The organism is Nitrospira sp. T9 (assembly GCF_052156535.1).
Classification (GTDB): Bacteria; Nitrospirota; Nitrospiria; order Nitrospirales; family UBA8639; genus Nitrospira_E.
On the sequence record NZ_JBQKUP010000044.1, the window covers coordinates 351,848 to 378,520 of the forward strand.

Consider the following 26,673-nt stretch of genomic DNA (forward strand, 5'->3'; position numbering starts at 1 on the left):
GGAGGCCAGAAGCAAATGTAAATGATTAGGCTTGTCGAATACCACAGGCACGGGCAATTCCCTCTTGATATCGTGACCACAAGTTCAATGCCTCTTCTAATAGCGAGAGTACCTTGATCTGATCACCGCTTTCATCGGTATGATGCGTCACCATGTCATATACCGTTTTCCGAGATCCTGCGGAAAACATATGTTGGGCACGAATATAATCCATAAATGCCGGTGATAAGCCTTGGTGCTGACTGAGATAATGTTTCCGGACAATATCTTCAATCTCATCCTGGTTTTGTGCTTGCTTGGGATATAGCACTTCTTCCGGATCGTTGGCCGTTCCTTTTATGAAAATTGAAAGAACCGCCGCTCCCACCGACCACTCTTCTTCCTGGCATATTTGATTTAACCATTCTCGATATCCACGGCTTGATGCCAACAGTTCCACATCTCGAAATCCAGCCCTATCAAAACCCAATCCATTCATCATGTGAAGAAATAGTTCTTGGTGAGGCTGTCCAAGGGAGAATCCTCCGGTTTCCTCTTCGTAGATAATAGTGGCAAGCAGCCGACGTGCCTCCCATGGAGGATTTTTCCCAAGAATCTGAGCGAGGAGTACAGAGAAATCGCGAACATAGACGACGTATTCCTGATGAAAAAAAATATTCAATTTTTCTTTAGTAATCGTGCTACCTTCAAGAAAGGGAGTGGCCCAATGATGTTTTCGACGCAGCACATCAAATATTCGGTCACGAAATTGTTCTGGTGAAAGTTTTCTCATACGGAGGGGTTATCCCTTATTACGGTCTATTTGCTTGAAATGAAAAGGTGGGCTTTTTAGTAAATATGGGATTATGATAGACATCCTACGTGCCTATGTATTGATATCACATTATCACATATCAAAGGAGTCAGTAACAATGCAACCTATTAACCTGGCCGATCCAGATGCCATTTTAGAATTTTTAGCGAACGTAACTCTACGGGGCGAAGGGGTCACAGCCGAAAATTTAATGGAATATGTTATGGATGAGGGATTCACCGAGCCCACCTACTTAAGTGCCAAAGGCGAAGATCCTCTGGCATTTTACCAGGGACAACCCAATGCCTGGGGGATTTATCAAATCCGCGAATGGAAACGGGTTTTAATTATTTCTGGAGGAACAGGAAAGGTAAGACGAGCCCAGATTACCGAAACTCCTTAAGCATATCCAAACTTTGAGTAAGGTTTAGGTTTAGTGAGGAATGGCCCAATTTTTCTGATGAGTCGCGTTTCACTCCAATTTTTTGTTGGAACAAAAAGCTTCTCAATACCAGCCTCCTATTAATTTCCCTTCTTCAAAGTAGAGATATCTGTGCTTAATCGTGCTTGAGTCAAGCCAGTCTTCATAGATCCATTCTTCTCGTCGTATCCCTTTTTCCGTATAGCTGACATTCATTTGATAAGGGGAACCCCAGGCATCCATCACTTGCTCGCGACTCATCCCAGCCATGACAGATTTATCTTGTAGGTGCTGTTCAAAGGTTGGGTCAAGTAATCGTGGTACAACGCCCCATCCGACCATCCAGAGCCCAAAAGCTACCAAAAAACCATATATTGTGAGCCGAACCGGGCGTCGACAGATCCATGGGGTGATTTGAGATTCGTGGCCTGTCGGCTGGGAGAGCTGTTCAGTCTCCGGGCGTGAAACGTTTCTCTCTGCAGATAGTGAGGGTGAAGACATTTTTAGATTTTCGTGTGTTATCATAATTAAGGTAATTTACTCAGTAATCTAACAGTGGATTTCCAGGCGGGTCAAGGTAGAATTGTATGTTTCTGGAAGTTGAACAGAACCCGAATTTTGAGGGTTCATATTTCATAAGGTTTAAGGAGTTAGGTCCTCCCCGGCGGGTGTCCCATATAAAATCCTATGATCGGATTTCCCAGGGGGAATGGTGTGTGGTGACGGGGTGGTGTGATGATCCTGATCAACCACTTTGTCCTGCTTATGCGCAAAGGGTAGAAGATTCAGGTGCAGGTTCAGCTTTTATTGTTTTTGGGGGAAATTGGGGTATTCGACTAAAACTCGCAACCGATGCCAATGATTGGAATATTGAGGACGCCAATCAATGGGGCGAGGGCTATTTATCATTAGGAGAAGAACGGGATCTTAGATTTGAGTAAGGTCGACGAAGGGTCAAACTCTAAACAAAACTTGGGCAGAAGATCAATCCTCATAGTGGGGTTGAGGAACGGATTTGATCGGTGCCGATGGAGCAGGAAGACGTTTCTGGAATTCTGGTGAAAAGGGGTTGAGGATGGGTTCATGAGTTAATCGTTGCTGAGTCCTGACGAGTTGAAGGCTTTGAGTCGAGATTTCCAGCCGGTCAATCGGAATGTCGACAGAGAGGATATTGGGAATTCCATTAATGGCAAACATTTGGTAGGCCAGCGACCAGGTAAGCTTTTCTTTCCTTTGTTCTTTGACAATGAAATCGGCTTCCGGTGAAGGAGACCCCTTAAACAGCAGGACCCAGAGATTGGATCGGAAGGTTGGCGCTGACGGTTCTGTCGGAGGAACAAATTCAGGGACAAGGGAAGGAATATCTTGTAAGGGAACCGCAGGGGAAAATTCCACCTCGCATCGCTGAACATACAAGGTCGGAATGTTCTTGCCTTCATTTAAATCGGGAATATAGGAGAAGGAATAGCGAACTTGTATGCCATCCCGGGCATAGGTGTAAACATCTTCGCCATTTCCTGGTGAAACCAAATTTTTGAAATATTTTTCCCAATCGGGGAAGGTATAGTAGCTGAAAACGCGGAGGGCGGCTTTTCGGGATCGAACCGCCATCGGAGTTCCTAGTGTTTGACGTAGCTCTTCTTGTGTTAAACCTAAATAGCCGTCTTCAAAATAGGGTTTGGCTGAACCGGGGGTAGGCCACAAGATTCCCCCTATGCTACAAAGTATTGTAACTAATACGGCAAAAGCCACACATAAAAGTGGCCTTTTACAAAGTGGGAAGGAAAATGTCATAAAAAGATAGTGAATTTCGTAATCCTATTTCTTGAAATTCCTAGAAGTCAAGAATGGGGGGATGAGAAAGGGCTGATAAGCCTTGAGTTGTTGACCGTGAGTTGGGATGATTTTTGAATGATGAGGGGGTAAGAATGAGCACATTAGAAGCGGCTTTAGAATCTCGAATCCTTGTGCTGGATGGAGCCATGGGTACCATGATTCAGGCCCATAGTCTGAGTGAAGGGGATTTTCGCGGGACGCGTTTCGTGGATCATGCCTGTGATGTCAAAGGCAATAATGACCTGCTAAGCCTGACCCAACCAAAAATTATTGAAGATATCCATGTACAATACCTTCAGGCTGGCGCCGATATCATCGAGACAAATACCTTTAATTCCAATGCCATTTCTCTAACCGATTATCAGATGGAGGATTTGGCCTATGATTTAAATCTGGCAGGGGCACAATTGGCCAAGCGTGCGGTGAATCGGGTACAGGCAGAGAGGCCAGGTCGGACTTGTTGGGTCGCCGGGGCCTTAGGCCCCACCAATCGAACTGCATCGATGTCGCCTGATGTGAATAATCCGGCATTTCGAGCGGTCACCTTCGATGACTTAGCCGCAGCGTATTATGATCAGGTTCGGGGTTTGGTGGAAGGTGGCGCCGACCTTCTTCTGGTCGAAACCATTTTTGATACGTTGAATGCGAAAGCCGCTTTTTATGCTATTGCCCAGTACAGCGAAGAAGTGCACCGCCAATTCCCTATTATGGCGTCAGTCACGATTACGGATCTCAGTGGCCGGACGTTATCAGGCCAACTGATCGAGGCGTTTTGGAATTCCATTTCTCATGCCAATCTTTTGAGTGTGGGGATTAATTGCGCGCTAGGGGCCAAACAAATGCGCCCCTATATTGAAGAGCTTTCCAAAGTGGCGCCTGTCTATATCAGTTGTTATCCCAATGCGGGATTGCCTAATGCCTTCGGGGGGTTCGATGAGACGCCAGAGCGAATGGGGGGAGATCTTCGCGATTTTGCCAGCCAAGGGTGGGTCAATATTGTGGGCGGATGCTGCGGGAGTACGCCCGAGCATATTCGAGCGATTGCGGGAGGGGTCAAAGATTATGCCCCGCACAAAAAAACCCATGTTCCCCGTCTCACCCGGTTGAGCGGATTTGAACCACTAACAATTAGACCAGAAGGGAATTTTGTCAATATTGGTGAACGGACCAATGTGACGGGTTCACCGAAATTTGCCAAATTGATTCTCAACGGGAAACTTGAGGAAGCCTTGGCTGTGGCGCGCCAGCAAGTCGAAGGAGGAGCGCAAATCATCGATGTGAATATGGATGAAGGGCTCTTGGATTCCCAAAAAGCCATGGTAGAATTTTTAAATTTGATCGGATCCGAGCCGGATATTGCTCGTGTTCCCATTATGATTGATAGCTCAAAGTGGTCGGTCATTGAGGCGGGACTCAAGTGTATTCAAGGCAAGGGTGTCGTCAATTCCATTAGTCTCAAGGAAGGCGAGGACCAATTCCTGGAGCAGGCTCGGGAGATTCGCCGCTTTGGTGCTGCCGTGGTGGTAATGGCATTCGACGAAACAGGTCAAGCAGACACGCTTGACCGAAAAGTGGAGATCTGTACGAGGGCCTATCGTCTCCTGACGGAGAAGGTGAACTTTCCGCCTGAGGACATTATTTTCGATCCCAACATTTTGACGGTCGCAACTGGCATGGAGGAACACAATGCCTATGCCGTGAATTACATTGAGGCCACGAGGCAAATCAAAGCCACGTTACCTTTCTGCAAAGTCAGCGGTGGAGTCAGCAATATTTCCTTTTCCTTCCGGGGAAATAATACGGTGCGCGAAGCCATCCATTCCGCCTTTCTCTACCATGCCATCAAGGCGGGGATGGACATGGGAATTGTGAATGCCGGCCAATTGGGAGTGTATGAAGAAATTCCCAAAGACCTCCTCAAATTAGTAGAGGATGTCTTGTTGAATCGTCGGCCGGAAGCTACTGAGGAATTGGTTACCTTCGCGGAGACGGTCAAACAACAGGGCAAAGCAGCTGTGATTGATGATGTGTGGCGCCAGGGCACGGTAGAAGAACGTCTCTCGCATGCGTTAGTGAAGGGGCTTGTCGAATTCATTGATGCCGATGTGGAGGAAGCCCGTCAGAAATACCCTAAGCCTCTGGATGTCATTGAGGGGCCTTTAATGGATGGGATGAATGTGATCGGCGAGTTGTTTGGCGCAGGGAAAATGTTTTTGCCTCAGGTGGTCAAAAGCGCGCGAGTCATGAAAAAAGCTGTGGCGTATTTGTTGCCGTTTATGGATGCGGAAAAAGTTGAAGGTGAGAGTCGAAGCCAGGGTAAGATTCTGCTCGCGACAGTAAAGGGCGACGTGCATGACATTGGGAAAAACATCGTCGGTGTCGTGCTGGCCTGCAATAACTATGAAGTTCTCGATCTGGGCGTGATGGTTTCCTGCGACAAAATACTGCAAACTGCTCGACAGGAAAAAGTGGATCTGATTGGCCTGAGTGGACTGATTACTCCTTCCTTGGATGAAATGGTTCATAATGCACGAGAGATGGCTCGAGAAGGTTTTTCCATTCCTCTGCTAATTGGCGGAGCCACCACAAGCAAGGCCCATACCGCGGTGAAGATTGCGCCTGGGTATACCAGCCCAGTCGTGCATGTATTAGATGCGTCTTTAGCGGTTAATGTCGTGCGCAAGTTAATGAGCCCGGAAGATAAAACCGCTTTTGTGCAGGATGTGCAGGCGAAACAACAGAAAACGCGGGAAGCCTATCTATCCAAGACAACGGCCAAAAAATTTGTATCATTGGAGGAAGCGAGAACGCGGCGGTTTGACATTGATTGGGAGGCGACGTCCATTGCCAAACCCAGGGTCCTTGGTCCCAAAGTTCTTGAGCATGTATCACTTGAAACGCTTGTTCCTATCATTGACTGGTCCCCCTTTTTTCACGCCTGGCAATTGCGCGGGAAATTTCCGAAAATTTTTGAAGACCCCGTGGTTGGGCCAAAAGCCAAAGAACTCTTTGACGATGCTCAAAAGCTCTTGCAGGAAATCATTGATCGAAACTTGCTTGCGGCCAAAGGTGTCTATGGATTGTTTCCAGCCAATAGTCAGGGCGATGACATTATCATCTACAAAGATGAGACGCGTTCCGAGGGTGTGTCAGTCTTTCATACTTTGCGCCAGCAAATAGAAAAGCCTCAAGGGGATTTTTATTATGCATTGGCTGATTTTGTGGCCCCGCAGTTCAGCGGAAAGGCGGACTATATCGGTGGTTTTGCCGTCACGGCCGGCCTCGGGATCGAAGCCCTCTGTCAGCGTTTTGAACAGGATCATGATGACTATAACGCTATTATGGCTAAGTCTTTGGCCGATCGATTAGCCGAAGCCTTTGCGGAATGGCTCCACCGTGAAGTACGGCAGGAATGGGGATTTGGCCAAGATGAGCAATTGACCAACGAGGAGCTGATTCAAGAAAAGTATCGTGGAATTCGCCCCGCGCCGGGGTATCCGGCCTGTCCGGACCATACTGAGAAACAGCATTTGTTTGAGTTATTGCATGTTGAGAAAACCGTAGGTATTCAGCTGACAGAATCCTTTGCCATGTATCCGGCTGCGTCAGTCAGTGGTTTCTATTTTGCGCATCCCCAAGCCAAATACTTTTCCGTTGGAAAAGTGCAGCAGGATCAAATCCAAGATTATGCCAAGCGGAAAGGGATGGATGTCTCGGTGGTGGAACGCTGGCTTTCCCCAAACTTGTCCTATGACCCTACTTGAGGATATGGAGAATTTTGACTTTCTATTTTTGAGAGTGGGGGGATCCCTCTATTAAACCTTTGGGAGAGGGACAGGAGGAGTGTTATGAAGCTGGTCTGAAATCTATGAGTGCTAATCCGGATCAGAGTATCGTTGGCCACTTTCACCCGACCAACGGCTGATCCCGATTTCTTGAGATTCCCATAAGGCCTGAATTTCTTGAGCTGCCAAATCCGCTTCCTTTGTCCGCTCTTCACCTTCAGGTAATTCCTGAATTTCTTTTAAGAGGGCCTGGCTTGGCTCTGGACCGCGCCCTCGCGGGGAGTTTTTGAGTAACACATTGATTGGCATAGTTACCTCATGTTGTATCGTAATGCTTCATGGATAGCGCCTCGTCACGTGGACTGTCAAGTCTGATAAAGGAAAGAAATTGTCTGGCTAGAATGGCCGATTGTAAATGTCCCATCTACGTGAGAATTTCTTTGTTCATTTGGACAGCCTACTTCAAATGAAATCTATGAAAATTTTTGTCCCTGGCTGGTAGCGTTTTATTAGGCAAGGCTTCTTTAGTGTCCCAATAGTGGAGAAAATTCTGTCAACTCCGCTCTACCGTCTATGTCCTGATAAGCATGCTTTAGGCTAGACCAAAATCGGTTGGAGGTTGTCGGGGCATTCAAGCATTGAAGATTTAATTGGGTGGCTAATGCTCTGAAGGGCTTTCACGATCCATTGATATCGTTCTTCAGCCCAACTATCGAATGCAGAAGAATTTTCAAATACCAAGTCCCAGGCGGGGACCGAGTCCAATAGCAATAATTGATGGGGAGCGTTTTGTCCTGGAAAATACACCACCAAGACTGCCGATTTCCCCATGAGACTGATATCCGTAAACATATGAATCATGGCTTGGGCAGGAAGCTCAACTGTGCGGGAGGCGGCTTCAACGATTGGACCATAAATACGATGGAGGAGTTGTTGGGTCGTTTCATAAGGCGATTTGCTCTGATGGAGGTGAGGATTTGGAGCCTCACCTAGGAGGTTCGTCACCAGATATTGGAGGGCTTCCCATGAGGGCATTGACCCGGAATTGACTAGCGAATCCATTAAGTAGGACATCCAATTGCGGCATTCAGGCATGATTGTATTGCTCATGGTTATTTCCTCACAGCCATTTCTTAGGGATCCTAAGAAATTTTAGAGTTGTTGATGAAGAGTACGCTACCAGACAAGGAAGGAATTCCAAGGGCAGATGGGTAATTTTAATATGAAGATATTATTCGGTCAAATATTAATTTCTTTCAATACTGTTTGACCGTGCAATTGGCCTTGACCATGGTTTTTTCAAGGACTTAGAATGGGGCATCTATCTAATGAAAAAAACTAATAAAAATCAATGAGTTATTTTAGGATAAGAAATAGGGATGAATTAGGTCGTTCATGGTTTCGATTTGAAAATGCGAATAAATAATTTTACCTAAGGTGTTAAAATGAGGATAAATTATGATAAAGGTGGGTTGATTCGCCCCTCTAAGATTCAATTTCCAAGAGCGGCTGATTCCAAAGAGTCCATTAATAAGGCCAAAATCCTGTTGGTCTTTCCCCCAGACTGGTACCCCTCAGAACCCTATCTGAGCCTTCCGACCTTAACGGCCTTTCTTCGATCTGCCGGCCATGACGTAGTCCAAAAAGATGTCAATCTAGAAATGTACGACTGGTATTTTAGCCGGGACTTCCTCCGTCGCATTCTTAAAAAAGTTCCCCAGCAACTTGATCGTCTCAAAAAAATTAGAAAGAGTCGTGAGTTAACGGATGAGGAAGTGGACCTTCAGTTAGCTCTCTGCAATTGTACCCGAGGCTACATCAACGACTTAGCTGAAAGAGCCGAAAAAGCAAAGGAAATTGTTCGAAGCCAAGAGTTTTACGAGAGTGACAAGCTGGAATGGGTGATGAACACATTCAGGGAAGTGACGGCCACGATATCCTTGGTGTATGCCCCGGCAAGAATCTGCATGCCTCCAATGGAAACCGATTTATCCTATAAACTGTTTATGTCGTCTGAAGTGCTTGAGGCCGTTGAGGATACCCAAGTCAATATTTATCGGGATGTATTTGAGGAAATTCTGAAGCCGGCCATACTGGCCGAAAAGCCTGATGTCATTGGGATTTCAATTGTTCTTCGCCAGCAATTGTTTTCCTCTATGACATTTTGTGCACTCATTAAGGAGCAATTTCCCGATATTCATGTAACCATCGGAGGCAATACTGTCACCCGCCTGAGAGAAGTGCTTCCAGATATCCCCAATCTCTTCGCATTATTTGATAGTGCGATTGTCTATGAAGGTGAAACGGCCCTGTTGCGATTAGTGGAAGCCATAGGCTCGGATGGGGATTTATCACATGTTCCTAATTTACTGTTCAGAGATGCAGCGGGGATTCATGTGAATTCCGAATCCTACGCGGAAAATATGGGCGAGTTACCTCCTCCAGATTTCGACGGATTGCCATTAGAGAAATACTTTGTACCTGAGCCGATTCTTCCCTATTTAGCCACTCGCGGATGTTACTGGGGGCGGTGTGAGTTTTGTGATCATGGTGAGGGTTATACAGCAGGGTATCGGACCAAAAGGGATTGGCAGATTATTGAAGAACTCACTTATTTGAAAAATAAGTATCAGGCCAGAAATTTTCATTTTACCGATGAGTCCTATCCCCCTGCCTTATTTCGGAAGCTCACCAAGAAATTGATTGAGTCAAATTTAGATATTGCCTGGACCACACATATCCGTTTCGAAAAGAGCCTTCTTGAGGACCAAGTTTGGGCCGATGCCAAGACATCGGGATGTAAATTCCTTCATATGGGCTATGAATCCGGAAGTGAGCGGGTGCTTCAACTCATGGATAAGGCGACTACGACGGAGGTGATCCAGCGAAGCTTGGAGTTGTCCTCTAAGCATGGGGTTTGGAATCATGTCATGGGATTTTTTGGATTCCCAGGGGAAACGTACCAGGAGGCTAAATTTTCTATTCAATTTTTAGAAGATAATCGGGAACACGTCCATTCGATTGGATTTGGGACCTTTGATTTGAGCAAACATACTCCCGTCGCGAAGAATCCTGAAAAATTTGGCATCACCTATTATAAAAACCCGGAATGGGATTTGGCCTTGGATTATTATTTTACAGTGAAAGAAGGATTGAGTATTGAGGATGCCGAAAGGGTATTCGAGGAATTTGAGCAAAATCATTATGCCGGGTGGGATTTGAAAATTTTCGTGCGGGAGTATGTGTTTTTATACGTGGCCCATTTCGGGACCAATAAGTTACCTTCGCTGCAATTTCGGCTCGACTTGCACGATTCCTCAACCAAATTAGCCTCTGTCTAATGTCAGGAGCGTTGACCCTATGACTGATACCCTAATTGAAATCGAGCGAGGTGGTTCGACCGATAAATCCAGACGGACGTTTAAAACGATGTTGCTCTTTCCTCCGGAATGGGTTCCTACCGCTCCATACCTTGCTTTACCCAGTCTGACCGCCGTACTTCGGTCCTATGGCCACGAGGTGGTACAGAAAGATGTCAATATTGAAATGTACGACTGGTTTTTCAGTGATACCTTTTTAATCTGGGTAAAGCTTCGAATGGATCAGCAGCGGCGAGGTTTGAACGAACGGAAAGCCCGCAATGAATTGACCGATTTGGAACGAGACCGACTGGCGTGCTTGACGTCGCAAGATGCTATAGATGTGATGGAATTGGCTGAACGAGCTATAGAGGCCAAAGCCATTGTGCGAGGCGAGTCATTTTATGATGCAGGAAAACTGGAATGGGCCTTACAAACATTTCGCGATGTTATGCAGTTTATTTCTGCCGCCTATTTCCCCGCTTCCCTCGTATTCTATCCCATGGAAAGTAATCTGGGGTATCGCTCGGGAGTTTCGACTGAAGTGTTGGCATGCCTGGATGACGATCTTGTTAACGTGTATCGGGATGTGTGTCGTCAGTTAGTGCTTCCTGCTATTCAGAGGGAACAACCGGAAGTGATAGGAGTTTCCGTCGGAACCCAAATGCAACTCCTGGCGGGTATGACCTTTTGTAAAATGATTAAAGAGGAATTTCCTGACATTCATGTGACCGTGGGTGGCAATGTGATTACCCGGTTAAAAGATGATCTCCCAAAACGGAAGCAATTTTTCACACAAGTCTTTGATTCGGCCATATTGTACGAAGGTGAGCATGCGTTGGTTTGGTTGTTGGAAGCGCTGGCGGGGGAACGAGACTGGGGCAAGGTCCCTAACTTGATGTGGCCTCAAGAGGGCGAGGTTCGTGTGAATGATGAAATATATACTGAAAAGACGACGGCCTTGCCTCTTCCGGATTTTGAGGGGTTACCCTTGGATGCCTATTTTGTCCCGGTTCGAATTTTACCTTACTTGGCCACTCGAGGGTGTTACTGGGGACGATGTACCTTTTGTGATCATGGGCAGGGATATTTCGATCAATACCGTGGAAAACCAGCGCATGATGTAGTCCGAGAAATCAAAGCCTTGAAGGAGAAATACCAGGCCGACCACTTTTTATTTTCAGATGAATCCTATCCTCCCGCGTTATTAAAAAAGGTTTCGCAGTTGCTGATTGAGGAGCAGGTAGGGATAAAATGGACGACCTTGATCCGGTTTGAAGAATCATTGCAGGACCCCGAAATATGGAAACAAGCCGTTCGAGCTGGCTGTTGCACGCTGTATTATGGGATGGAGTCGGCAAATGAGCGTGTATTGGAACTTATGGATAAGCATGCGAAAAAGGCGGTGATTGAAAATAATTTACGGGAAGCTGCCAAAGCCGGAATCTGGAATCATGTGATGGCTTTCTATGGGTTTCCGGGCGAAACACGGGAAGAAGCCGAGGAGACACGGGAATTTCTCCTGGAAAATAAACGGTATATTCATTCGGTGGAATTGTTTTATTTTGTGGCCTACCGACACACACCAATGGTTCGAAATCCTGATAAGTTTGGTATCACCATTCATAAGCAGGAAGAGTATGATATGCCTCTCGATTACTATTACACGTTGAAAGAACCAGGCGGGATTACTTGTTTAGAGGCGATGCAATTAGCAGAGGAGTTTTATCAGAAGGATTTTGAGCCATGGGCTGTGAGAGTTAATGCCCGTGAACATGTATTCCTCTATATTTCAAAATTTGGTACGAATTACCTGCCTCAGATCTATGCGATGAAAGCCGGACAGGATGAGCCACGAACTGATGGGGTTCAAGGTTTGATTACCTGGCCCGTGGCTAATGCGCCTTCCGAGAAAAATTCAAAAGGTGAGTCAGGAATGTCCCGTGTGGTTAGTCATGCTGCTCCGTGATCATCCTGTGTCAAGAGGGACGGCTATTCTGCAGATGATTGGATAGAATTTGATAGGCTGCATGTATTTCTTTAGTTTTGGCCTCTCCCTTTTTATACATTTCCATATACTTGGCTGGATTATTGGTGAGGCCTGCATAACGTGACGGATACCAGACTCGCCTGGCTTCCTCATATCGTTGCTGTAAGGCATCAGGCGAAAATGGCTCTGTTAGATTTAGGAGCAGCAGTGCCCGTTCAACGGTCATCGAGTTTGGGTCGCTTGAGGAGATCATGAATCTTTCATCAGAAGGTTTTATGCTGCTCAGCAGCTTGATTGATATGCTCAAGTGTTTCAAAAGAGCAGTGATACTGTCAATTGGATTTCAGATTTAACCACAGCCGGTCTTTTTCTTATAAAATTTTGTCGATGCTCCGTGAACTCCCCATCTTAGAACCTCCAAAGTTATTTGGCAGCCAGGATTACCGCGATGTGTTGAAGCGGGAAATGGATGCAGGGAAAATTCCGTTGAGCCTGGGGAAAGAATGTCCCGTCAAATGTGCATTCTGTTATGAATTAGATCATTCTTACCGAGAAACGCTTGATCCACCAAAAACCTCCCAGGAAGACTGGGAGTTTATGTTGAACTATATTAACTCCAAGCCAACGGATCCTCTTCAGTTCTGGTGTTTGGGCGGTAATGAATACATGGAATGGACCGATTTGTTTCTTCATCCAAAAGCCATGGAATGGATCGAAGATTTTTTGAAATTTACCGATAAAAGCATTCAATTTTTCACAGTTGGTTTTGTCCATGTTCCCAAGATTCATCGATTGGTCGAACAATATCCCGGGAGAATAAATTTTGAGTTATCCGTTATTACCCTTGGGGAGTATCGACAAAAACTGATGCCGCATGCTCCATCAGTTAAACATCTGATGAAGGTCTTGGATGGCCCTGCAGTTTCCTCTGCAAATTTTTATGCCTTTGATGAAAACACGATGTCGGCAGATGCGAAAACGATTTCCAGAATCAATTCTCGGTGTGTATTGTGGATGGGATGTTTGACGCCGGTGGGCGGAATTCAAGAGGCAACCAGTCGTGTGATGAGGCAAGGTCGAAAATATCTTGCTGTTGAGGCGGAAAAGATATACGATGCCGGCCTTCCAAATCTTACGACGATTCATACTGAAGCCTATGTGACCGCTTTTTTGAACCGAAAGCGAATTCTTAGTTTATTTGACTCTTTGGAATTAGGAAAACGGGATTCGGTCGTTATGGCGGGAAGTGTGTATCGGATATTGTCTATGTTTAGGAAGAATCGAGCAAGGTTTCTCCATGTGCCGAATACCACCCTTGGAGGGGATTCTGATTGTACGGTTTTGTTGACCTTGAATGACATTGCCAAACGGCTGACAAAAGAGAAATATATTTATGTCCCCCAATGTATTGTGGAGTCTGGAAGAGGTCCCAATCGCGATATTGCCGGGGTTCATGTTGACGACTTTGTAAATAAGACCGGAGTGAAGGTGAGGATTTTGCCAAAAATTAGCACGAAGTTTGCTAATAATCGATTATATCGAAATGGGTCACTACAAAATTATGTAAAGGATTATGTGCGTAATCCCTTGGCACGTTCTTATGAAGCGACCCCATTAATAGCGTAAAGTTGATGGGGAAATGGGTGATCCAGAACTACTGAACCAATCATGAGTTGGAGTTTATATTGGTGAAAAGAGTAAGAGGATTGTTCTTTTTTTTGTTATTAGTGGGGGCTATAGGGTGTTCCGGAAATTTGGAAAGCCAAGAGACATTCAGTCTACAAAAAAAAGAAAACGATTCGTTAATGTGTGAAAAAATCACTGATGGAAGAATGGGGGGTAGAGGAGTTCCTGGCTGGCAAAAAGCTTATGAGGAATGCATGGTGACGGGAGGTCAGTAAAATTTCCCTCCATAGATGAAATCCCTCCTATGGTTTTGTGATGTTGAGATGCGTCTAAGATATTTTTAATCCCACCTGAAATGTTTTCCTGTTGATTATGGATTCTACTAAAAACTGGCTTCAATTTTATCAGGTTGATGTATTTACAAGTGAGCCGTTTGGCGGCAATCCTTTGGCAGTATTTCCGTCACCAGGAGAGCTTAGCGAGCGGGAGTTTCAGCAAATTGCGCGTGAAATGAATTTGTCTGAAACGGTGTTTGTCCTTCCGCCCTCCGATCCCAAGGCTGCGGCCAAGGTGAGAATCTTTACTCCTCTTCAAGAAATTCCGTTTGCAGGCCATCCTATTTTGGGAACATTTTATGTCCTTGGGACACTAAAGCATCTTGCCTTGCAGGAGCCCGTGACGAAAGTTTTTTATGAATGTACCCTGGGCCTGTATGCACTTGACCTTATTGTCCTGAAGGGACAAATTGAACAGGTTATTATGTCACAACCCTCTCCGCAATTTATAGATGTCATCACACAGGCGGAGGCGATTTATGATATTGCCAAGGCTTTGGGAATACACAGATCGCTCATTGCCGATACCCTTTTCCCTGTTGAATTGGTATCGACGGGATTGCCGGTACTAATTGTGCCTATTCGGAGCCTGACCGCCGCAAAATCCATGGAGGTTGATCATTCTGAAGTCTTAGAGATTTGTGCTCGATTTGGGGCTAATGGAATTATGATCTTTACAACGATGACGGTGGAGGAAAGCGCCACCGTTCACACGAGAATGTTTGCCGATCCCATTGGTATTTCGGAGGACCCTGCAACAGGCAGCGCAAGTGGCGCCCTTGGTGCCTATTTAGTCAAGAATGGAGTCGTAGAAGTTGGTCCGACCACTGAAGTGGTTATGGAGCAAGGGTATGAAATTGACCGGCCGTCCCGTATTTTGGTGCAGATTTTTTCTGATGATGATGTGATTAAAGAAATAAAAGTTGGAGGCCAGGTGGTAATGGTGGCGGAAGGAAAGATGGTCTACTAGCCAATAAAGCTGTTTCTCGCCTGCTCTGCTTTCTTGATGGAAGGTTGTCTGAATGGGAATGGAAGAGGAACTTTCCTTAAGATGCCTATTTGGTGAGTTCTCCAGCTATATGTCCCATTTCAGGTAGAATAAGTTTCTCCATTGCGAGGCGAACAGCCCCATGAGACCCTGGAATAGAAAATACCACCAGTTTCCCGTAGGTGCCCGCAGTGGCCCGACTTAACATGGCGGACGATCCAATATCTTGATAGCTCAAATACCGAAAAAGCTCTCCAAATCCATCAAGTCGTTTTTCCAATAAACCATCAACGGCTTCAAATGTGGAGTCTCGCCGGGAAATACCTGTCCCGCCATTGATAATGATGACCTGAAGCGCCTCTTGACCACTGGCTTGGAGCAGGATGGCTTTGATATCGGCCGGTTCATCTTTAATGATTCGGTACTCTGAGATGGAGTGTCCCTGCTCTTTTAAAAGATGGTAGATTAGCTTTCCACTGGTATCGGTATCTGGCGTTCGGGTATCACTACATGTGAGCACCATGCAGTCCAAAGAGGATGCCCTCTGTGCTTTGTGTGTGAGATGAGACGGTTGAGAGTGGTCGGTATGTGAGCCATGACCTTCATGATGTTGATGTTCATCCATGATTAACCCATATAGGCAAAAGCTGACAATTACGACCAAACGGAATCGGGATTGAGCTGGGCAGCCGGCTCTCCTTTTTTGATGTGCTCATCCAAAATTACCGCTACATCGGAGTCTTTGACCTGAGAGTACCAGGTTCCTGTTGGATAGACGACAACGTTAGGGCCACTTTCGCAGGGCCCGAGGCAAGTTGTCCCAGTGACTAATACCTCGCCAGGTTGAACACCACGTTCAATCAAGCCCATATTGAGTGCCATCAATAAATTTTGAGCGCCCGCAGCTCCACAAGAAGGCTTGGGATGTCCAGGAGGACGGGAATTCGTGCATACCAGAATATGATACTTCGGTTTTGGCATAGATACTCCTTCTCAACGAATAGGTGAAAGAGAGAAAAATTCAATCGAAAAAATGAACGAAAGGCTCATTGGGAGCGAAACAGATTCCACATGTCCACGCATTCATCCGGTAACTTCCAATGCTTAACTCCTGCAAGAATCCAATCTAAATAATGATCTTTGGCTTTAAACTTTCCAATGCTTTGGGCTACGTGCGTGCTTACGAACTCTTTTTCTCCTTCCTGAGTGAACACATGGACCTCAACATGACGAAATGCTCCTTCTGGAAGATCGCCCTCGAACTTGTCCATTTCTTGGACATCCTCCTGGGTGAGCTCAAAAACCCCTCCCCACACTCGCTCACCAGCAGAAGGGGCAATGGTGGCTAATCCACAACGCCATTGGTTGGACCACCGCCCGAATTTGATGGTGTGGTCTGGCACGTATGCCATAAATAAAAATTGTGCTTCAGGTGCACGTCGTTTGAGCTGGGTAGGATTCAAATTGTCGGCATAAATGAAAAATCGCATGGGTTAAGTCCTGTCTGTTTAGGGGAAAGGTAGTATTACCATACTGCCTTCGAGAACTGTCAAGGACTGATTTTCTGTATCCTAAAGGCAGGAGCTTTTTTTGTAAGGTTAGGAAGGATCGGAGGTAGGTTTATGCCCTGGCCCCAAACTCCAAGTCAAGGGATGGGGCCTAAGCTCAAGATTAATAGCCAAAGAACATCAAGGTAGAGCTAAAATGGACTCTGGAGCCTAAGTCCTTGGCGAGAGATGTAACTGTTTGGTGGAATGGTCCAGGCGGACAAGAAAACGATCAAAGAAACTGAGTCCGAGGAGGCCATCAATCCCGTCTGGGAGGTTTGGTATGGTATGTATGATCACTTGGACATCATCCCTGCCTGTATTTCCCACACGAATTTTTCGTGCGACCCCTAGCTCGGCTTGAACCCTTCCCCCGACAGTAAGGAGGTCAATCGGCGAATTGGGTGTATCTGACCGAATTCCTGCATCAAATGCCAAATCTTCTGAAATAGTTGTAAATGTTGCTCCGGTATCAACTATGAGTCTGGCTTCATGGAAGTCATTCAACTCCACGCGGGCTACCCAAACACCTCCTAAATGTTCAAGGGAAATCACAGAATCCTCGGCTCCAGCAGTCACTTGGTCTGATTTGGGAGGAAGCGAGCGAGTGGGAAGAAAAGATTGGTCTAAAGGTAATCGACTGAGAATAGCCTGCCCACCCACCACTGTACCGATCGCTATTACCATAAGGGTGATTAAAAGTTTGTTGGCCGTCCCCAATTCTTAAGTTCCTCGATCAAGGAGTAGATTTTAACGCTAGTATCCTTAGGATGAGCCTCCGTAGGCTTTTCGGTTGGGACCGAGGAAGCCTTGAAGACTGAGTTGAAATTTGGAAATGATATTGGTTTATCTTGATGGGATGGCCTGTGAATTTTATTGACTTTATTGCCGTTGACAGAATTTTCATCGAAGCATAATCAATGCCAGGCAATGTTGTAGTTTCCGTATATTCAGAAAATCTCTATTGCAATTTAGTTGCAATTAATGTTGACACGCCTAAAGTCCTTTGGTATTTTTGGCCGCAAGGCTTTTATTGGCAAAAATCTTCATGATCCGAAAACCGCCATCTCTCATCTCTCGTTGTAATATCAGCTTGGCTCTAGCGCTTGCTTTGGTATTGTTGGGTTCAATACCGTTTGTGCAGGCCCTAGAAATCCATCATGTCTTTGCTGAGGTGGATTATGATGGGCATCAACATTCTGATGATGATTTGTGCCAATGGGTACAGCACCATACTTCCAATTCCCTAGTTTGGGATGCCTCGGGTTTATCTCATTGGTCTGTTGTTGCCGGTTTCCTTTCCTTTGATCGAATAGAGACGTATACGTCTCTGACCCTTCCTCTCGGTAACCCTCGCGGTCCTCCAGCTTCCTTTTTCTCCTAATTTTTCCTTTTTACAACTGTCTTCTCCCCCTCGATCAGACTTGCGCCGCCCTCCAAAGCGGAAGGGTGCTTGTGGCTGACGCAAGGGGAGGCATGCGGCTAATCGATTGTTAGATGCTGGAGGTTTCTGGATGTTGATTGGGGATGATAAATGGGTGGTATGGTGTGGACTTGTTCTCTGGATTTTCGGATTGGGGACGTTTGTGAGTGTTAGCCTTGTTCAAGCTATGGAAAAAGACAATAACAAAAAAATCTGGATTGTAACCGGTTTAGTGCAATATGAGGATCTTCGCCGAGTCCCTCAGGCAACAGTAGAATTGCGAGATCAAGAAGGCACGCTCATGGAGACTCAAGTGACGAATGAAGGGGGTGAGTTTATTTTAGCTCCTCCGGAGGCTGGTATTTATTCTATTCGAGCCATTCAGTCAGACTTATCGAGTGAATCAACGATTCTTAAGATTGAAAACGATCCAATTCTTGAGGTCAAGTTAACCCTGGCACATCGTCAGGAGTTAACTCTTGAGGTTGTGGCTTCTTTGCCTCCTATTCAGCATCGGCTCTCCGGAGAATCCTATTCGGTTAGTCGCAAGGATATCGAGGAATTACCCAGAGGGAATAATATTGCTCTGAATGATCTGCTTTTAACCCTTCCTAGCGCGGTAGACGGGGGATTGAAGCAAGTTCACATTCGTCAAGATCACGCCAATTACCAGTTCCGGGTTGATGGGGTTCCTATTCCCGATACCGTCTCTTCGGTGTTTACAGATGTCATTTCTCCACGAACCTGGGAGCGTGCAGACATTATTTTAGGTGGCCCGGAAGCGCAATTTGGAAATAAAACCGCAGCCGTGATTGACGTGACCACTAAAAGCGGGACAAAGCCCGGCTTTGGTTCCGTTCAATATTTTGGAGGATCGAATGAAACCATTAATCCGGCTTTTGAGTATGGGGGGACGGTTGGGTCAAGCTTCCGCTACTATCTGCAAAATAGCTTTACATCCACAAACCGAGGGATTAACCCTCCGACCTTGGGAAAAACGATTTTTCATGATCAAAGTAACCAAAATCAAACCATGGTGCGGGGGGACTTGCAAATCGATAATCAGAATACCCTGACGTGGCTATTTCTAAACTCAGTTGCCAAATTTCAAATTCCAACAAAACCAGGGCTAGTGGCAAATCCCACTATTGTCGGGCTTATCCAAGAGACTGATCCGGGTTTTGAACCGGTGACTTCCCAAAATATCGATGAATTCCAAAAGGAGAACAATCAGTATTCACATCTTGTTTGGCGACATGATTGGGGCCAGGATCAATTTCTCAGCCTGTCGGGGTTTTTTCAGCATTCCCGAGCCACGTTCACGACCGACCCTTTCAATGCCTTATCCTATACAGAAGATACTGACGAGCCTTTTTCGGCAAGCGATCAGGACCGGTGGGCCTATGCTGGAGGGATACGTTTGGATTACAGTCATCGATTAAATCCCGATCATTTAATTAAAACGGGATTCCAGATTCAAAGGACCCAGGCTGTCAATAAAACCCGGCTGTCGGCTTTTTTGAGGGATGGAGCAGGCGATCCGATAGGGGGAGTCATTTCTCGCAATGCCGATAATCGCACCATTGGATGGCGCGAGGAATTCTGGATTCAAGACCAATGGACCCCCTGGGCTCAATGGACCTTTAACCTTGGCGTCCGCTTCGATCAAATCCAGGCGTTGACCAATGATGGACAAGTAAGTCCAAGGGTAGGCGCCACGTATGCCATGACTCCCAATCATGTCTTTCATGCCTTTTATGGAAGATTATTTACTCCTCCAAATCTTGAATCCGTTCCATTCCTTCAGCTGAATACCATCGGTACTACCGCACAACCAGAAAATTTGACGAATCGAACCGTGGAACCTGAGCGGGCGCATTATTTCGAAGTCGGATCCGCCCATGCCTTGGGGGATTCATTGTCCATCGAATTAACCGGTTATTATAAATTGAATAAAAATCTATCAGATGCGGGCCAATTTGGAACGTCCCCGCTTCTTAATTATTTTGCGTTTAAACGTGGGTGGCAGCGGGGAATCGATCTGACGGTTAAGGCTAAATTTTTAGAAAACCTGTACGGGCGTGGTAATGTCGCTTGGGGTCAGTGTCGAGGGAAAAAACTGCAGTCCGGATATTTTTTGCTGGAGCAAAACGAAATTAATGATATTGATTCCAACAGCGGAGTATATTGTGATCATATGCAATTGGTCACGAGTTCGGCTGTGCTTACCTATCGCCCTTTTGCACATACGACGTTTACCGGACAAATGTTGTTTGGGTCTGGTCTTCGGTCATCGGATCCCGGGGGAAAAACCAACGCGACTCACAGCCCGTCGTACACCACCTATAATCTTTCCATCGAACACCTCCTACCTCTTTGGGATAACTATAAAGCGCTGTTGGGTTTTGATGTCATCAATCTCCTGGACCAACAAGTCTTTCTAAATGATGGGGAGGGGAGTATTGGCCTTGGTGTAGCACATGCCAACATGCCCCGTTCATTTTTCTTTCGTGGACAATTCTTTTTTGGTGGGTAAATCTATGAGCGTTTTCCGGAATCTTGGTTTCTTCATGCAGGTACTCTGGCTATTAAGTGGTCCCGCGCTTTCCTATCCGGCCGAATCAGATTTCGCGACGCATCAATCTGATCATGAAGAAGACCTAGAGGTGGAAACTCTGGACACAGTCCATGTTCATGGGCTACGACTCAATAAAGATCAACAAATTGGGCCGGTCCCACAACGAACACCCTGGCCGACCATTCCATCTACCTTAGATGGGCAGATCTTAGATGATTGGCTCAAAGCTCGAATATTGGTTAGTAAAAATTCAGATGTGACCGTGGTTATTCTTCAACCTGCCGCACATCGGGAACTCACTCAAGCTTCTTTACTGGCTCTCAAGCAATGGACGTTTTTGCCTCAAATGAATGGCGAGGAACCTATCGATGGTGAGGTCTCGCTCCGTATTCACTTTCGTACTCAGTAAATCAATTCTGACCCGTATAGGTACTAAAGCGGTGGCAGAATAGTTTTCTCAAATGTTTAGGTCTTAATGTTCATTGGGGTTGTAGAATCCTGAGCAGGGTTTTTTCTTCCTTCTGCAACAATCCTTCCATGTTGGAGTTTTGAATAGACATTTTTTGCGCAAAAGCATAGGATATTCTCTTCACTTTGTGGATGGTTGGTGGCTTCCATTCGATTGAGGGAGGGAATCATTGGTTCTCTTTGGCGTTCTTCCTCGTGCTTCCACGCATGGTTTCTTTAGCCCTGCTGCTTGTCCTGCCTTTCTTTTCTGTTCTATTCCCGGTGCTTGATGTTTCCTGCTCAGCAAAGAACCCTAAAAATCGTTCTGATGGTAACAGTGTTGATCCTGTCCCTTAGCGTGTTTGTGTTTATTGGGCTTTATTTTGAAGCCGTCGAAGATGAAAAAGATCGACTGACTCATCTGACCAACACATACGTTCATTATTTGGAAGCCATGAATCAATTGACTCCCGGGTGGGACGAAGGAGCAATGCCTCAAGAATTCATCGCCAATCGCATTCAACAGGAATTTGATTCTCTGAGGGATCAACATCACTTTGGGCAAACAGGAGAGATGCTTCTAGTTCGTCGACATGAAAATGGAGGGCAGAGTTCTTCTCAATTTCAACCGGATTTATCCCTCGATAGCGGGACGCAAATTTTGCCTGATAGTCGAGGGAACAGGGTCTTACTAGCCTATCAACCCCTTGAAGGTCTTCCTCTGGGAGTGATAGCGAAAATTGATATTCAGGAAATCCAATTTCTCTATTTTCTTGGTGGAGGAGCCATTGGATTACTGGAATTAGGGATCATAATGGTGGTCGGATTTATCCTGGTTCAAGGTAAAAATGCCAGTAGGCAGCATTCGCCTAAAGATCGAGAAAAAGTCCGAGGAGTCGTAGCGAGTGAGGGCGAGGGAATTGTGACTTTCAATGAATTTGGAAAGATCAAAACATTTAATGAAACGGCGGAAGCGATGTTTTCCTGTCAAGCCTCAGAAGTCATAGGAAGGCCGTTTAGAAATCTGATTGTTCCCCCGGAACAAGACGTGTGGGACCTATTTGTCTCGTCCTATGGGCAATCGAGAATAAAACATATTGGTGGTTTGCTGAAAGAATTCAAGGCCCAAAAAAATGATGGAACAGTTTTTCCTCTGTCGTTGACCTTGGGCGAGTCTCCGCTAGCGGACCAGCGCCTGTTCACAGCGTTATTACGGGATGAGACAGAACAAAAACTCGCTGAACGCCGGTTAGCCGCACAATATGCCATTGCCAGGGTGTTGGCCGATTGCACGACCATTCAACAAGCCACTCCTGAAATTCTTCAGGCGGTCTGTAAAAGTTTAGGATGGCAAGTGGGGGTACTCTGGCAAGTGAAGCCTGGGACCAAAATCCTATTTTGTGTGGAAGTGTGGCGAACCTCCCACGAACGGTTTTCTGAATTTGTTACTGTGACGCAAAGTATGTCCTTTTCGAAGGGAGTTGGTCTGCCTGGACGGATCTGGGAGACAGGTAACCCAATATGGATTCCTGATGCGGTCAAGGACCATAATTTTCCTCGTGCACCAATGGCGGCTCAGGCAGGGTTACATGCGGCATTTGCTTTCCCTATCAGGCTAGGCGAGACAATTCTTGGGGTAATGGAGTTTTTTAGCCGGGAAATCCAGGAGCCGGATGAGGCCTTGTTGCACCAAATGGTGTCTGTTGGAAGCCAGATTGGGCAGTTTATGCAACGAAAAGAGGCAGAGATGGCTCTACGGGAAAGTGAAGAACGAACACGGCTCATTTTGGACACGGCCCTTGATGCGGTGGTCACCTTAGACGAACAGGGTTATGTTATTGGGTGGAACTCACAGGCGGAACGCATGTTTGGATGGTCCAGGGAAGAAATCATTGGGAAACAAGTCGTAACCACTATAATCCCACCGAAATACCGGGATGCCTATCCACAGGGAATTCAACGCTATATCAGGTCAGAGGTCGGTGCAATATTAAATAAAAGGATTGAATTGTCCGGGTTGCATCGTGATGGCCATGAGTTTCCCCTGGAATTGGCGATTACGGCTGTTCAGTCACAAGGAAAAACAATTGTGAGTGGATTTCTCCGTGATTTAACCGAGCGACGACAGACAGAAGAAGCCTTGTTGAAAAGTGAAGAGCAGCGTCGTCAAGCCCAAAAAATGGAAGCGATAGGGACCTTAGCCGGTGGGATTGCACATGATTTTAATAATATCTTATCGGCCATAATAGGCTATACCGAACTGGCCATGACTCAAATTGGGGTGGGAAGCCCAGTTTTGCCCCGATTACAAGAAGTCTTACGAGCAGGTTATCGCGCCAAAAATCTTGTTCGGCAAATCTTAACTTTCAGCCGGCGAGATGAATCTGGAAAAAAAGTGATGTATTTACAGCCGATTGTGCAGGAAGCATTGAACCTCCTTCGTGCTTCTCTTCCGTCTACGATTTACCTACATGCAGAACTCCAACCAAGCACTGCGCCGGTTCTGGCTGATGCGACTCAGATCCATCAAGTGGTCATGAATTTTGGTGCTAATGCAGAATATGCCATGCGGCCGATGGGCGGAAAGTTGACGGTCACATTAGATGAAGTAGCAATTGATGAAACGACATCTTCTCTTGTTCAAGGGTTGCATGCTGGGCCTTATATCCGCCTAAAAGTTGCTGATTCCGGGCAAGGGATGTCACCGAGTGTTACGAAACGAATTTTTGATCCGTTTTTTACTACCAAGGATGTTGGGGAAGGCACAGGGATGGGGTTGGCCGTTATTCATGGGGTCGTGACGAGTCATGGAGGAGTGATTCGGGTCGATAGTCGGAAAGGCCAGGGCACGACCTTTACCATTTACTTCCCTTGTTCCTCTCTCCCAGTCGAAGTTCAGCAGGTCCCATCAACACCTTCTTCCTCTTGTAGGAAGGGAACAGTGATGTTTGTGGATGATGAGGTGTCTATTGCCAAATGGGCCAAGGATATGTTGGAAAATATGGGCTACCTGGTTGTCGTATTCACCAATGGTCCTGAAGCGCTGCAGGCATTTAAAGAGAATCCCGATCAATTTGATGTACTTGTGACGGATCAAACCATGCCAGGCATGACAGGAGAATTGCTGGCTCGTCAAGTAATGAGCATACGTCCAGGGTTCCCCGTTATTTTGTGTTCAGGGTTTAGTTACACAATGAATAAAGACAAAGCCTTGTCGATGGGTTTCCGAGCCTATTTAGCCAAGCCGGTGTTAATGGGGGATATGGAGCAAGCGCTTCAAGTTGCGTTGATTCCCTCTGTCCCTCATTGAGCCAAGGGATCCAATCCTTAATTTAATTTCTCCGACGTGCCAATATTATGTGGGGGATTTTTATCTTGATTTTTCGTGGTTTTAAATTTCCGTAATGCCAGAGCATGAAGGGATCGGAATAGATTGATTGATCCTATGTTATGGCTCTCAACTCAAATATTTCCGGTTTCATTTTCGTGAAGGTTAGGAATACAAGTCTGGAGAATCCCTGGTAAAAGCTCCGTGCGGAGGATAATTTTGATCCGCTGCCAGGTGGTGGTGGCTTCATTAGAATTCAATGCCTTTGACAAAGCTGGCCATATGAGTTGCAGGTATCCTTATCACAACGAGTGGGTGAATCCCAAAATATACTTTCTCATTCCATAAGATGAGGGGGTGGGAACGCTCGCTCCCAGTGGATAGGGATTTTTGGAATTTCAGATTGCTCTGAGGCATTATCAACTATATTTCTTTTTTCCTCTCTTTTGCTCTTATTTTAAAGTCCATTTTCTATTAGGCCTTTTGGGGGATTCATTCCATATTCGTCGTGTTGGTTGACAGTTTTTGTGGCTGTTTTTTTGACTATCAGAAGCTTCCCTTTAGATGGTGGTGGACTTACCTGTGCCATCCCCGAAAGCGTCGAAGTGTTTGTCAAAAGAGGAAAAGAAACGTCTTCCTCGTAAGGACTAGGCGGAAGAAGAGAGTCAAGACAAGCAAGGGAAATTGATGGAAATGTGGCGCCATATGTGTTCGGTTTACCGTTTGCATATTGCATATAAGGTTGGCTGGCGGAATTCCCACAATAGAGAGAACCTAATTTCAGAAGGAGATTGCGAAATGGGTGAATTTTTATTCAAAGAGCATGGGGCGGCAGCGATGGAATATGCGTTACTTCTGAGTTTAATCGGTATGATCGTTATCGGTTCTCTTCAAGCGCTAGGTTCCAATCTATTTGATGGGCTTTCAGCGTTAGACCATGTGTTTGTATCGACCCAATTCAAGGATGACCTGTTGCATCACCCATAAATAGAAAGTTTCTACCATTTCTTAGCACTCTGCCCACTAAGGTTGTACCTCCCATATGCTTTTCATTACTTCGATTCAAAAAAATCTGATTTAATTCGTCATAATTTCGGGAAAAGGGTTAGAGGTGGTCCCATTTCATTGGACAGGTTTGCGGCCAAGTTAAGCTACAATTAATTTGGTTGATGTTATGCCGCTTGCTTCGCATCTTCAAGGTCAGGCCTCTGCAGATGAGAGAGATTAACCTCATTAGGCATTTGTCCATCGAACGTCGAATGAGGCCGTGTGTGGTTGTAATGACTGAGCCATGGGCTAATGTGGGTGGGGTACGAACCTGTGAACCGTTCTCAAAACCATGCAGGTACACACATCCATATTTCGGGCTCCGCCAAAGCCGTTCGATGAACACATTGTCCATCCACCGGTCTTTTCCAGCCATTGAGATTTTGATCCCGTGTGCTTTCAGCACAGCAGTGAACTCACACGATGTAAATTGCGATCCTTGATTCGTATTGAATATTTCTGGCACGCCATCCTGAGTCAGCGCCTCCTCCAGTGCTTCAATGCAGAAATGCGTCTCCATCGTATTGAACAAGCGCCAGGAGAGCACTTTCCGGCTCTGCCAGTCCATACGCTACCAAAAACAAAAATCCAAATTGATCGGGATGTAGGTAATATCTGTACACCAGACCTGATTGGCTTTTTGAATAGCCAGATTTGGGAGAAGATACTGGATAATTCCGATGGGGCGGGTGAGGCTGGCTCGTGCGCGGTTTCTGATAATCGCATGTAAGCCCATCAACGACATCAGTTGCCGCACCCGATGCCTCTCCACGGCAAACCTCTGTCGCCCTACCAAGCGCGCCATCTGACGGCTGCCGTAATAGGGCGTGAATAGATACTGCTCATCAATCAACCGCATCACCTTGAGAGTTAGCGGGGCCTCACATTTGGGATCATCATGCCAGCCAGAGCGGCTGATGGAGAGTAACTCACATTGCGTCTTGATGCTCAGGTGCTTATGGGATGGCTCTACCATTTCTTGACGCCTCCTACCCCCAATTTCGGGCCGGCGCCCAACAGCTCATTGCGCAGGCGCTGAAGGTGGAGGCGACGGAACTTTTGGCCACCTATGCGGATCAACGGGATGAGCAAGGGCATGCGAGGGTTGTCCTCAGCGGCCCTCATCCCGAACGCGTTATTCAAACGGGCATGGGGCCCGTGCCGGTACGG

The 26,673-nt window shown here is 46.2% G+C and carries 23 protein-coding genes and 1 pseudogene; 12 read left to right on the forward strand and 12 right to left on the reverse strand.

Annotation, left to right across the window (positions count from 1 at the left end):
- Positions 1-25: 25 nt before the first annotated feature.
- Positions 26-772: an iron-containing redox enzyme family protein gene (locus tag ACTRXD_RS22600; protein WP_442434021.1), complete on the reverse strand. Its 747-nt coding sequence runs from the start codon at positions 770-772 to the stop codon at positions 26-28.
- 139 nt (positions 773-911) lie between these two features.
- Between ACTRXD_RS22600 and ACTRXD_RS22605 the strand changes: the two genes are divergently transcribed.
- Complete coding sequence (locus ACTRXD_RS22605) at positions 912-1,196, forward strand: hypothetical protein (protein WP_442434022.1); 285 nt, start codon at positions 912-914, stop codon at positions 1,194-1,196.
- A gap of 102 nt (positions 1,197-1,298) precedes the next feature.
- Here ACTRXD_RS22605 and ACTRXD_RS22610 read toward each other — a convergent pair whose 3' ends face one another.
- Positions 1,299-1,715: a hypothetical protein gene (locus tag ACTRXD_RS22610; RefSeq protein WP_442434023.1), complete on the reverse strand. Its 417-nt coding sequence runs from the start codon at positions 1,713-1,715 to the stop codon at positions 1,299-1,301.
- A gap of 215 nt (positions 1,716-1,930) precedes the next feature.
- Here ACTRXD_RS22610 and ACTRXD_RS22615 point away from each other — a divergent pair, with 215 nt between their 5' ends.
- Positions 1,931-2,155 (forward strand): hypothetical protein, encoded by a 225-nt coding sequence (locus ACTRXD_RS22615; RefSeq protein WP_442434024.1) that lies wholly within the window; start codon positions 1,931-1,933, stop codon positions 2,153-2,155.
- Between the two features lie 43 nt (positions 2,156-2,198).
- On the opposite strand, the gene ACTRXD_RS22620 is transcribed toward ACTRXD_RS22615, so the two are convergent.
- Positions 2,199-2,825: a hypothetical protein gene (locus tag ACTRXD_RS22620; RefSeq protein WP_442434025.1), complete on the reverse strand. Its 627-nt coding sequence runs from the start codon at positions 2,823-2,825 to the stop codon at positions 2,199-2,201.
- A 317-nt stretch (positions 2,826-3,142) separates the two neighbouring features.
- Here ACTRXD_RS22620 and metH point away from each other — a divergent pair, with 317 nt between their 5' ends.
- Complete coding sequence (gene metH, locus ACTRXD_RS22625; RefSeq protein ID WP_442434026.1) at positions 3,143-6,814, forward strand: methionine synthase; 3,672 nt, start codon at positions 3,143-3,145, stop codon at positions 6,812-6,814.
- A 111-nt stretch (positions 6,815-6,925) separates the two neighbouring features.
- Here metH and ACTRXD_RS22630 read toward each other — a convergent pair whose 3' ends face one another.
- The gene (locus ACTRXD_RS22630; protein ID WP_442434027.1) at positions 6,926-7,144 is read right to left on the reverse strand and encodes a hypothetical protein; all 219 of its coding nucleotides are present in this window, start codon (positions 7,142-7,144) and stop codon (positions 6,926-6,928) included.
- 288 nt (positions 7,145-7,432) lie between these two features.
- Entirely contained in the window at positions 7,433-7,945 is a 513-nt protein-coding gene (locus ACTRXD_RS22635; RefSeq protein WP_442434028.1) for a hypothetical protein, read from the reverse strand.
- A gap of 335 nt (positions 7,946-8,280) precedes the next feature.
- Between ACTRXD_RS22635 and ACTRXD_RS22640 the strand changes: the two genes are divergently transcribed.
- Entirely contained in the window at positions 8,281-10,176 is a 1,896-nt protein-coding gene (locus ACTRXD_RS22640; protein ID WP_442434029.1) for a B12-binding domain-containing radical SAM protein, read from the forward strand.
- Positions 10,177-10,195: 19 nt separating this feature from the next.
- Entirely contained in the window at positions 10,196-12,163 is a 1,968-nt protein-coding gene (locus tag ACTRXD_RS22645; RefSeq protein WP_442434030.1) for a B12-binding domain-containing radical SAM protein, read from the forward strand.
- Positions 12,164-12,173: 10 nt separating this feature from the next.
- On the opposite strand, the gene ACTRXD_RS22650 is transcribed toward ACTRXD_RS22645, so the two are convergent.
- Positions 12,174-12,437 (reverse strand): hypothetical protein, encoded by a 264-nt coding sequence (locus tag ACTRXD_RS22650; RefSeq protein ID WP_442434031.1) that lies wholly within the window; start codon positions 12,435-12,437, stop codon positions 12,174-12,176.
- A gap of 134 nt (positions 12,438-12,571) precedes the next feature.
- Between ACTRXD_RS22650 and ACTRXD_RS22655 the strand changes: the two genes are divergently transcribed.
- Positions 12,572-13,810, forward strand: a complete 1,239-nt coding sequence (locus tag ACTRXD_RS22655; protein WP_442434032.1) for a hypothetical protein — start codon at positions 12,572-12,574, stop codon at positions 13,808-13,810.
- A 372-nt stretch (positions 13,811-14,182) separates the two neighbouring features.
- A complete protein-coding gene (locus ACTRXD_RS22660; RefSeq protein WP_442434033.1) occupies positions 14,183-15,115 on the forward strand; it encodes a PhzF family phenazine biosynthesis protein in 933 nt (310 codons plus the stop codon).
- An 85-nt stretch (positions 15,116-15,200) separates the two neighbouring features.
- On the opposite strand, the gene ACTRXD_RS22665 is transcribed toward ACTRXD_RS22660, so the two are convergent.
- From ACTRXD_RS22665 to ACTRXD_RS22680, 4 genes are all read right to left on the reverse strand, one after another.
- Positions 15,201-15,758, reverse strand: a complete 558-nt coding sequence (locus ACTRXD_RS22665; RefSeq protein WP_442434034.1) for a MogA/MoaB family molybdenum cofactor biosynthesis protein — start codon at positions 15,756-15,758, stop codon at positions 15,201-15,203.
- Positions 15,759-15,787: 29 nt separating this feature from the next.
- Positions 15,788-16,114 carry a (2Fe-2S) ferredoxin domain-containing protein gene (locus ACTRXD_RS22670; RefSeq protein WP_442434035.1) on the reverse strand — a complete coding sequence of 109 codons (327 nt, stop codon included), beginning with the start codon at positions 16,112-16,114 and terminating at the stop codon, positions 15,788-15,790.
- Between the two features lie 65 nt (positions 16,115-16,179).
- Positions 16,180-16,623 carry a gamma-glutamylcyclotransferase family protein gene (locus ACTRXD_RS22675; protein ID WP_312641024.1) on the reverse strand — a complete coding sequence of 148 codons (444 nt, stop codon included), beginning with the start codon at positions 16,621-16,623 and terminating at the stop codon, positions 16,180-16,182.
- A 228-nt stretch (positions 16,624-16,851) separates the two neighbouring features.
- Complete coding sequence (locus ACTRXD_RS22680; protein ID WP_442434036.1) at positions 16,852-17,400, reverse strand: retropepsin-like aspartic protease family protein; 549 nt, start codon at positions 17,398-17,400, stop codon at positions 16,852-16,854.
- 794 nt (positions 17,401-18,194) lie between these two features.
- Here ACTRXD_RS22680 and ACTRXD_RS22685 point away from each other — a divergent pair.
- The 4 genes from ACTRXD_RS22685 (at position 18,195) to ACTRXD_RS22700 (ending at position 25,443) form a co-directional block, all read left to right on the forward strand.
- A complete protein-coding gene (locus tag ACTRXD_RS22685; protein ID WP_442434037.1) occupies positions 18,195-20,639 on the forward strand; it encodes a TonB-dependent receptor in 2,445 nt (814 codons plus the stop codon).
- 4 nt (positions 20,640-20,643) lie between these two features.
- Positions 20,644-21,090 carry an energy transducer TonB family protein gene (locus tag ACTRXD_RS22690; protein ID WP_442434038.1) on the forward strand — a complete coding sequence of 149 codons (447 nt, stop codon included), beginning with the start codon at positions 20,644-20,646 and terminating at the stop codon, positions 21,088-21,090.
- A 366-nt stretch (positions 21,091-21,456) separates the two neighbouring features.
- Positions 21,457-24,438: a PAS domain S-box protein gene (locus tag ACTRXD_RS22695; RefSeq protein WP_442434039.1), complete on the forward strand. Its 2,982-nt coding sequence runs from the start codon at positions 21,457-21,459 to the stop codon at positions 24,436-24,438.
- A gap of 816 nt (positions 24,439-25,254) precedes the next feature.
- The gene (locus ACTRXD_RS22700) at positions 25,255-25,443 is read left to right on the forward strand and encodes a Flp family type IVb pilin (protein WP_442434040.1); all 189 of its coding nucleotides are present in this window, start codon (positions 25,255-25,257) and stop codon (positions 25,441-25,443) included.
- 118 nt (positions 25,444-25,561) lie between these two features.
- On the opposite strand, the gene ACTRXD_RS22705 is transcribed toward ACTRXD_RS22700, so the two are convergent.
- Together ACTRXD_RS22705 and ACTRXD_RS22710 are read right to left on the reverse strand one after the other, a co-directional pair.
- Positions 25,562-26,071, reverse strand: a complete 510-nt coding sequence (locus tag ACTRXD_RS22705) for a transposase (RefSeq protein WP_442434041.1) — start codon at positions 26,069-26,071, stop codon at positions 25,562-25,564.
- 3 nt (positions 26,072-26,074) lie between these two features.
- Positions 26,075-26,479 (reverse strand): IS3 family transposase, encoded by a 405-nt coding sequence (locus tag ACTRXD_RS22710; RefSeq protein ID WP_442434042.1) that lies wholly within the window; start codon positions 26,477-26,479, stop codon positions 26,075-26,077.
- Between ACTRXD_RS22710 and ACTRXD_RS22715 the strand changes: the two are divergent.
- Positions 26,467-26,673 (forward strand): annotated as a pseudogene (locus tag ACTRXD_RS22715) (IS256 family transposase); the annotation flags it as partial. The gene ACTRXD_RS22710 and the pseudogene ACTRXD_RS22715 sit on opposite strands and share 13 nt — an antisense overlap.